The organism is Proteus myxofaciens ATCC 19692, assembly GCF_001654855.1.
In the GTDB taxonomy this organism is placed as follows: domain Bacteria; phylum Pseudomonadota; class Gammaproteobacteria; order Enterobacterales; family Enterobacteriaceae; genus Proteus; species Proteus myxofaciens.
In genome coordinates this window covers 1-10,305 of record NZ_LXEN01000061.1, presented here as the reverse complement: position 1 = coordinate 10,305, position 10,305 = coordinate 1, and the positions used below count along the sequence as shown (strand labels likewise).

Below are 10,305 nucleotides of genomic sequence, written 5' to 3'. Positions count from 1 at the left end.
TTTTAGATGTTTTTTAATTACGCTTAAATTACATTATTATTTTAAAATTGCTAAAATAAATCCAGATGCTTCCATACTTCTCTGTAAATCACTAATTTTATAATTATTGATACATACACAATACTTAAATAATTGTATTTAGTAAATATTCTAGAATTCACTATAAATAATTATGTAATCGATAAAGTTTAATTATATGAATTTTACAATGACTAATATTAGCTTTTTTTGAATATTTTCAAATGAAAGAGGTGTAAGGAGAAGTCTGGTTTGTGAAAGGACACTAATCTAACAATGACTAACTTGACGTATCAAGTTAGTCATTTGATTTTTATATAAAAATTTAATATTTAAAATGGAATATCGTCATCAAAGTCCATTGGTGGCTCATTACTTGGTGCTGGAGCTGCCGCTGGTTGTTGTTGTGCTGGGCGAGATTGTGCGCCACCACTAAATTGTTGTGATGCTTGAGGTTGCTGTGGTTGACCCCAGCCACCTTGGCCTTGAGAAGGTGCATTATCTTGACCACCACGGCCACCTAGCATTTGCATAGTACCGCCGATATTCACAACAACTTCTGTACTGTAACGATCTTGGCCACTTTGATCTTGCCATTTACGCGTTTGTAATTGGCCTTCAATATAAACTTGTGAACCTTTACGCAGATATTCGCCTGCAATTTCAGCTAATTTGCCAAAAATGACTACACGGTGCCACTCTGTTTTTTCTTTCATTTCACCGGTTTGTTTGTCGCGCCAGCTTTCTGATGTTGCCAGTGTAAGATTAGCAACTGCACCACCACTTGGCATATAACGGATTTCTGGATCCTGCCCTAAATTACCGATAAGAATAACTTTGTTAACGCCTCTGCTCGCCATGTGAGGAACTCCTGCGAAAGTAAATTTTTTGAAATCATAAGCGAATAAGTTTATCACGTACGCTAAAATTTGAATATGAAACGTGATGAATTTATCAATTGTGAACAACATCGAGATTTTCCTGTCACAAAAGGACAGATTTACATCGTCATTTTATTTCACTTTATATACTGTATATCCATTCAGTTAGTTTTGTGTAATAATAATCCGATTATTTATTTTTAGCGACTCTCTCAATCCGGGATATATTCATGGATAAAATCGAAGTACGGGGCGCTCGCACCCATAACCTAAAAAATATCAATTTGGTCATTCCTCGCGATAAACTTATCGTTATCACGGGACTTTCTGGCTCAGGTAAGTCTTCACTGGCCTTTGATACACTTTATGCAGAAGGGCAACGACGTTATGTAGAGTCGTTATCCGCTTATGCACGTCAGTTTCTCTCATTAATGGAAAAGCCTGATGTTGACCATATTGAAGGTTTATCTCCCGCTATTTCGATTGAGCAGAAATCAACATCACATAACCCACGTTCAACAGTGGGAACCATAACAGAAATTCATGATTATCTACGTCTGTTATTCGCTCGAGTTGGTGAGCCTCGTTGCCCTGATCACGATATTCCACTAGCCGCCCAAACTGTTAGCCAAATGGTAGATAACGTTTTAGAACAACCTGAAGGCAAGCGTTTAATGCTATTAGCGCCTGTGGTGAAAGAGCGCAAAGGTGAGCATGTTAAGTTACTGAATAATCTTGCCGCTCAAGGTTATATACGCGCACGTATTGATGGTGAAGTGTGCGATCTCTCTGATCCACCACCATTAGAATTACAAAAGAAACATACCATTGAAGTGGTGATAGATCGCTTTAAAGTGCGTGAAGATTTGGCTCAGCGCTTAGCGGAATCTTTTGAAACGGCGCTAGAGCTTTCTGGTGGTACTGCTGTTATCTCTGATATGGATGATGACAAAGCTGAAGATACTGTATTTTCAGCGAATTTTGCCTGTCCTATCTGTGGTTATAGCATGAGTGAGTTAGAACCTCGCTTATTCTCATTTAATAACCCAGCAGGAGCTTGTCCTACCTGTGATGGGTTAGGTGTTCAGCAGTTTTTTGATCCTAATCTTGTCATCCAAAATAGAGAGATTTCGCTTGCGGGTGGCGCTATTAAAGGATGGGATCGTCGTAATTTTTACTATTTTCAAATGTTACGTTCATTAGGTGAACACTATCATTTTGATGTAGAAGCGCCTTTTGATTCTTTACCTGATAATATTCAAAAAGTGATTTTATCAGGCTCAGGTAAAGAAGACATTGAATTTAAATATACTAATGATCGCGGTGATGTCGTTGTTCGTCATCATCCTTTTGAGGGTGTATTAAATAATATGGAGCGTCGTTATCGCGAAACAGAATCTAGCGCGGTACGTGAAGAGCTTTCTAAATATATTAGTAATCGTCCTTGTGCTTCTTGTCACGGTACACGTTTACGCCGTGAAGCACGCCATGTTTATGTAGAAAATACCACATTACCTGAGATTGCAGATTACAGTATTGGTCATGCTATGACTTTTTTCCAAAATCTAAAACTTAGTGGACAACGTGCGAAAATTGCTGAGAAAGTCTTAAAAGAAATTAGTGATAGGCTTAAATTTTTAGTTAATGTGGGATTAAATTACTTAACGTTATCACGCTCTGCTGAAACGCTATCTGGTGGTGAGGCTCAACGAATTCGTTTGGCAAGTCAAATAGGTGCAGGGCTTGTGGGTGTGATGTATGTGCTAGATGAGCCCTCTATCGGTTTGCATCAACGTGATAATGATAGATTACTTGAAACCTTGATCCATTTACGTGATTTAGGTAATACCGTTATTGTTGTTGAGCATGATGAAGATGCGATACGCGCAGCTGATCATGTTATTGATATTGGACCTGGTGCAGGTGTGCATGGCGGTGAAATTGTTGCTCAAGGTACACTTGAAGACATTATCAACACTCCCAATTCATTAACAGGGCAGTTCTTGAGTGGTGAGCGTCGTATTGCTATTCCTGAAAAGCGTGTTCCTATTGATCGTGAAAAAATGCTGACTATTTTAGGTGCTAAAGGGAATAACCTAAAAAATGTAAATCTAAAATTACCTGTCGGCTTATTTACGTGTATTACGGGTGTATCTGGTTCTGGTAAATCAACATTAATCAACGATACGTTATTCCCAATTGCACAGCGTCAATTAAATGGTGCAACGAATATTGTTCCTGCGCCTTTTCTTGATGTTGAAGGTTTAGAGAATTTCGATAAAGTTATCGATATCAATCAAAGCCCAATAGGACGTACACCACGTTCTAATCCAGCAACTTATACAGGTATATTTACGCCAATACGTGAATTATTTGCTGGTGTACCTGAATCGCGGACTCGTGGTTACACGCCAGGTCGTTTTAGTTTTAACGTCAAAGGTGGACGTTGTGAAGCGTGCCAAGGTGATGGTGTCATCAAAGTTGAAATGCACTTTTTACCTGATGTGTATGTGCCTTGTGATCAATGTAAAGGGCAGCGCTATAACCGTGAAACGTTAGAAATAAAATATAAAGGAAAAAATATCCACGAAGCATTGGATATGACAATTGAAGAAGCTAGAGAATTCTTTGATGCAGTGCCTGCATTAGCGAGAAAACTACAAACATTGATAGATGTGGGACTTTCTTATATCCGTTTAGGTCAATCTGCAACAACATTATCAGGTGGTGAGGCACAACGCGTTAAACTCGCTCGTGAGTTATCAAAACGTGGAACAGGGCAAACGCTCTATATTCTTGATGAACCAACAACAGGATTACATTTTGCGGATATAGCGCAATTACTTACCGTTCTTCATCAGTTACGTGATCAAGGTAATACAATTGTTGTGATTGAGCATAATCTTGATGTAATAAAAACAGCAGATTGGATTATCGATTTAGGCCCTGAAGGGGGAAGTGGCGGTGGTGAAATTCTGGTATCAGGAACACCGGAGAAAGTGGCTGAATTTAAAGGTTCTCATACGGCTAAATTCCTAAAACCTATTTTAGAACGTGGTTATTGATTATTCTTAAATAATCATAATTTATTTAAAACGCTATATTGTATCACTGAGATATTATATAGCGTTTTTTTATGACTTACCTTTTGTTGTCTTTGTCTCTCAACGTAAAAAACCACCCGTTAAGCGGGTGGTTTTATATTATTTAAAATATCACTCTAAGCAATCTACTTGAATAATATCTTATTTTCTAAATACACACGTTGCACTTCGGCCACCATCATTACTAGAGACTAATTCAACACTATTACTGTTACCTGGTTGAATAACATAATGGCGATTATCACTACCACTGTCATTTGCTAACCAAAATGCAGAACCGACCCATGTATTTGGTGCTGGCATATGCATTAGATTGCCCCATTCACCTTTGAGTGTATTAACATCTTGGCCTCTAATATAAACCTCATTTTGGAATGGAACCGCTGCATTTAAATCACTGCAATATTTAACGGCTTGAGAGTATGTAATAGCACTTCTTTGCCATGAAACAAACCATGTATTTAAAATAAAGGTATAAGTTGCTTTAGGGGCATTAGGATTTGTTTTTGAGACTCCGACTATCGTTATCTCTTTTCCTAACCCAGGATTACCAGTAAAGCGGAATCGCGCTTTATTATTTTGACCAACATACTTAACGTTGCTGTTATTTGAGCTCCAGCTGTAGTTCTCTAAAGAACCTGGGAAGTTAACTTCAAACTCCGCCATTTCAGTTCCGACATGAGGCACGCCTTCAGTTGCACGGAAAGATATTTGATCATTACCTGTATAGTGAATAACGGAAGATGGCATAACGATTTTCAATTCTTCAACAGCAACGGTTGTTGTTGTGTCATCATAGATTTCATTATTAATAATCGGATAGAACGTTTCTGTTCCGACTACTGCACCTGTAAACTCAGCATAATAAACCTTATTTGTTGCGTCATAAGCGGTTTTACCGAGTGTTCCGTAAGTACTGCCATTTTTGGCTGTGATATTAACTTGGTCAGGCTTAATATCTTGATTTTCAGCATTTTTAATAGATAGCTTGATGGTTGATACGTTACCAATCGGTATTTCTTTTGGATCACTACTGATGGTTAATTGATAATTAGGCTTTTTCACTTCAGTAACGTTAACTGATGTTCTAATGGCGCTATTAATTTTTCCATCAATTGTGGTTTGGAAACCGACATTACCAACATAGCTACCTGTAAAAGTGGCTGTGTAGATATTTTTTGTGCTATCAAATGTTGTTGCACCTATAGTCCCTGTTCCTGCTTTAGCTAATACAATGTTGGCGTTACCTACATTGATATTTTTACCATTTGCATCTTTGAAGGTCAGTGTCAGTTGTGATGTATTACCGACTTCAATTTCTGCTGGATCAGGCGTTAATGTTGCACTTTCAAATAATTTATTAACTTTTACGTTAGCTTGAATATTCGGGCGAGTAATACCATTGACTGATGCATTAAATGTCGCGTTTCCTTCTATATTACCAGTGAAGGTTGCTTTATAACGCGTATTTGAAGCATCAAATTGAGTATTAGTGATAGAACCAATTTGATTATTCAATAAGTTAATTTGAACATCATCACCTTGGATGCGAACTGGCGTTGTTCCATCATATAAGGTCAGTGTTAGTTCAGATTTATTTCCAACGGTAATAACTGAAGGATTAGGCGTTAGTTTTGCACTATCAAATGATTCTGTGATATTAACGTTTGTTGTTACGTTAGTATTTTTATCATTAACAGTAGAAGAGAACGGCGCTGAACCTACTTTCACACTACTAAAGGTTGCTTGGTAAGCTTTAGCAGATTCATTCCATGTTGTATTACTTAATTTACCGTAGCTTGGATCATCTAAAAGAATATTCGCTGTTTTGGCTTTCGTTGGATTACCTAAGCGATCTAGTACTTTTAATGTCAATACTGAGGTGTTATTAACTTTAATGTCAGATGGATTTGGTGTGAGTGTTGCACCATAAAATGCATTTGGATCTTCAATAACATTGATTGATGTTGTTAAGTTTGAGTATTCAGTACCATTTACCTCTGCAATGAATTTCGCAGTACCAATATCAGCACCCGTAAATGTTGTTTGGTAAATTCCTGTTCCTGAGTTTCGTATAGTGCTATTTACGCTACCAAATTCAGGGGTTAGTAATTTAATAACAACGTTATCTGCACTGACGACATTACCGGTTTTATCCATCAATTTTAAATAAACCAATCCAGATTGGTTTATCATGACTTGTGGTTTTTCAGGGGTAATTTCTGCGGTTTTAAACGCAGGCGCTTGTGTAACGGTTACTGATGTACCTTTTTCATCATGATTTTGTCCATTAATAACAGGGCTAAAGTGGGCAACACCCGCTTTTGTACCTTCAAATATCACGTTATAAGTGTTTGAAGTTGAATCAAACGTTGTATTACCTTTTAACACACCGACATCTGGATTTTTCAAGATAATTTGTACATCTGAACCTGCATTTACCTTCTTATTGTTATGATCGAAGATAGACAAGGTTACTGTTGATTGATCGTTTGTCTCAATATCACTAGGCTTAGCTTCTAACGTTGCATCATAGACTTCATCTACTATGACTGATGTAGAACTATTCCCCTTATCATAAAGTTTACCACCAACATACACTTGGAAATTAGCTGTTCCTTTTTGCTTACCAGTGAATACAGCAGAGTATGTTGAGCCACTTCCTGTGGTTGTGCTTAATGTACCTAGAGAGTTTGAATTGCTATCTTTAAATTTAATTTCAACATTTTCATTAATATCAATAGGCTGGCTATTTTGATCATAGAAAGATGCCGTTAATGTGGATGTTTTATTAATTGGAATTTGATTTGGTGAAGGTTCTAAATTAACACCATTAGCAATGATAAGCGGTTCTACTTGTACAGACGTTGTTACAGACTCTTGTCTTACCCCGTAGATTACAGCATAGAACGTTGCTTTATAATTACTGGATCTTTCTGTTGGCGTATAATCGACAGTATATTCGCCTGCTGCAATTTTTTTAATATCAGATACATTACCGTTTGTCGTATTTTTGATGACGATATCAACATCATTAGTATCTAAATCTAATGCTTTGCCATTTTGATCAAATAATTTAAGCGTAATCAGTGATTTACGCCAGCTATAATCACCCGCTGGTGCACTTGCATTTTTACTTTCAATAACAGCAGGATTAGGACCAATAGCGGCTTTATTTATATCAATTGTCGGTGTGCTATCAGTAATGTTTATTAATGCAGAGACATTTAAATTGATATTATTTGCATAAGCATAGAAGTCAGCTTGACCTTCCGTATTCGCTTCAAATTGAGCAGTATAAACACCGTCAGATTGTTTAATTGAATCACCTAACATTCCTTTATATGGCTGATTCTCAACAATAATGGCAGAAGAAACATTAAGAGGATTATTTTGTTTATCGGTTAGTTTTAGTGTTAAGACCGATTGCTTATTATTTCCATTTTGTAGATCAAGGCTATCCTTGCTTGCTTCTAGCGTTGCTTTAACATCACTCACACCGAGAACATTGACTTGTGCCTTCGCATTGTTATTTGGTGTATCGTCGATGTTAATACCAAAATTAGCCGTGGTTGGAGAAGGGCCTTTATACGTTGCTGTATAGGCGCCGGGTTCACCATCAACAGGTTTAGTTTCGCTAATAGTACCACTACCATTAAGCAGCGTAATTTGTACATTGCCATTTTCAAGTGGTTTTTGATCTTGTTTCACCTGTGCTTTTAATTGCGATGTTTCACCTTGGAAAATGGTTGTTGGCGTTGCCACTAAACTAACGTCATCATACTTTTGCGCTAGGCTTAAAATCTCAATATCTTTTGATTCACTAGTATAAGGTGTGTTTTGTACATAGGGATCAAATCTTACAAGACCCGGCGTTGTAGCATAAAATTTTACTTGATGAGTACCGGTTGAGTTATTGTAGCTAGGTGGCTGAACTTGTCCATTACCAGTATAACCATCTACAGTAGCCAGTTTAATATCCGCTGTTTCATCTTTAAAAGGCTTACCATTGACATCTGTTAATGTTAAATCAAGAACAGTTGTATCCCCGACATACATTTTTTCTACTGCAGCTAATTTTAGTTGATCAAATGTCGAAACATTAACTGTTTCAGTCGTTTCTGTATCTAAATTATCATTAATTGAAGGATGGAATGTTGCATCACCAATCGCCGTTCCTGTGAAGGTTGCGATATATAAACCTGATGCTTCATCATAGGTTGTTTCTGAAATTGATCCTGAATTATGGTCGTATAATAGAATATCAGCATCATCAACTTTAACTAACTGACCACTTTTATCTTTAATTGCGAGTCTCAATGTTGTTGTATTATTGAGAATGATCTTCTTATCATCTGCTTTTAATTCCAGAGAATATTTAATGAGATCTTTCGCTTTTACTTGAACTTCAGTTTTTAAATTTTGGTGGAGAGAGCTGTCATAATAACCATAAAACACCGCTGTTTCAGGATTTCCACCTATAAAGTTGGCGGTATAAACGCCTTTATCTTTATTATAAACGGTATTAGATAATTGCCCTGAAGTTTCGGCATCTTTCACAATTGCCGCATCTGGATAATTAAGATGTTCACCTTTTTCATTGCTAATTTGCAATGTAATAACAGAACTCTCATTAGTTGCAATTTCTTTTGGTGTCGCTGATATTTTGGCTTTTTCTGTGGTTTTATCTTTTAATACAACAATTTTTGTTGTTTCTAGTGAAGATGAATTCCCTTTTTTATCATAGGCAATGGCAGTAATAAAGTAGGTATTATTACCATTCTCACTATCATTATAACTTGGCATATAAACTAAATATTGCTCAGGTGATAGTGCTACAAGACGTCCACCATTTGCCAGAAAGTCATTTGCATTTATATCAATGTGATCTAAACCTTCTGATGCTGTTACACTGATATTCGCCGTTTTTTGTTGGTTACTATAACCTTCAATGAGATTAGGTGTTGTTAATCTGATTTCGATTTGTTTTCTGTAATCAAAAACAATATTGTTATTACGGTCAACAAAATCATATTTACTATTAGCAAGTAAACGCATTTGATTGACATTTTGTGGATCTAGCTGTGATTTGATACTTGAACCAAATTGATAAGTTATATTCATTCCAATATAACTATCATTTACACCACTTTTCCCTGCTTTATGTTCAGCGTTTACGGTAATAAGCGGAACTGGGGTATAGTTTATACCTGCTGTAATAGAGTATGGGTCTTTTTGACGATTTGATGAGTCATTAAAAAGATCAACATCATCACCATAATATTGTTCAAAATTAGCTTTAAACCCTAATTGAGGATAAATTGGCAAATAGGCTTGTGAGCGGATATCCCAACCATTAGCAGGACGTTCATCATAGCCTTTAACAATACTGGAATCTTTCCATCCATTAAGACGTTGATAGTAGTTTGAGCTAAGAGATAAATAATCACGACGATACTCCAAACCGAAACCTAAACGTGAATTGTTTCCTGTAAAGTCATGATCAAAAAATGTATTAAAACCAGCCAATTGTTTAGCATCAAAAATACGAGCACCGAAACCTAAATTACCTTGGTTACGATCATACGTTCGATGAAAACTTGTCTGATTAAATATCAAATAATTTTCTCTATCTATAAAAGGGATAAAGACTTCGGCTTCGGTATTTTTTAATGAAAAGTTTTTATCTAATCCAAGATTAACTCTCGCTTTACCATATTTACCAAGCCAACTTTCTATTTCTTGGTTTGCTGCGCTATTAGCTTGATTAATTAAAAATTGTGTTGCGGAATCACTGGGATTATCACTTGATAATACTGAACCAATTTGACTTGATTGTTGGGCCAACCACCGTTCATTATTTGAATAATCTTTTTTTTCTATTTTTGATTGATCAGAATTTCCTGCTATTGCAGGCGTTATTGTTAATGCTACTGGAAATGTAAATTGAGTAAATACTAATAAGTATGAGATAAACTTTTTTTTTCTTAGTTTATCTACTAACAACGTGCTCATATTGTTAAGCCTTTTATTAATTACTAATCGTATATTTCTGATAAATTAATCTATACATGATATTTACGGAGTATTACGTAATATAAGATAGATGAAAGAGATAATTTGTTACCTATCATAAATCATAAACCATTTATCGTTTAAATATATAGTTAATATTAATAAAATATAAAAATATTATTTTTATTACTCAATTAAATATAATTAAGATAATTGTAAATAGAGAGAAAATAATAAAAAAATAAAATTAAGTTGTTGAATTAAAAGAAAGTTACGTAATAAGAGTA

At 35.8% G+C, this 10,305-nt stretch carries 3 protein-coding genes; 1 reads left to right on the top strand and 2 read right to left on the bottom strand.

The window, feature by feature from the left end; genetic code table 11:
* Positions 1-350: 350 nt before the first annotated feature.
* Positions 351-878, bottom strand: coding sequence for a single-stranded DNA-binding protein SSB1 (ssb1, locus tag M983_RS06835; RefSeq protein ID WP_066749048.1), 528 nt, complete (start codon positions 876-878; stop codon positions 351-353).
* A gap of 251 nt (positions 879-1,129) precedes the next feature.
* Between ssb1 and uvrA the strand changes: the two genes are divergently transcribed.
* Positions 1,130-3,964, top strand: coding sequence for an excinuclease ABC subunit UvrA (gene uvrA / locus M983_RS06830; RefSeq protein WP_066749042.1), 2,835 nt, complete (start codon positions 1,130-1,132; stop codon positions 3,962-3,964).
* A gap of 180 nt (positions 3,965-4,144) precedes the next feature.
* Here uvrA and M983_RS06825 read toward each other — a convergent pair whose 3' ends face one another.
* Positions 4,145-10,018 carry an inverse autotransporter beta domain-containing protein gene (locus M983_RS06825; RefSeq protein WP_066749038.1) on the bottom strand — a complete coding sequence of 1,958 codons (5,874 nt, stop codon included), beginning with the start codon at positions 10,016-10,018 and terminating at the stop codon, positions 4,145-4,147.
* Positions 10,019-10,305: the final 287 nt, after the last annotated feature.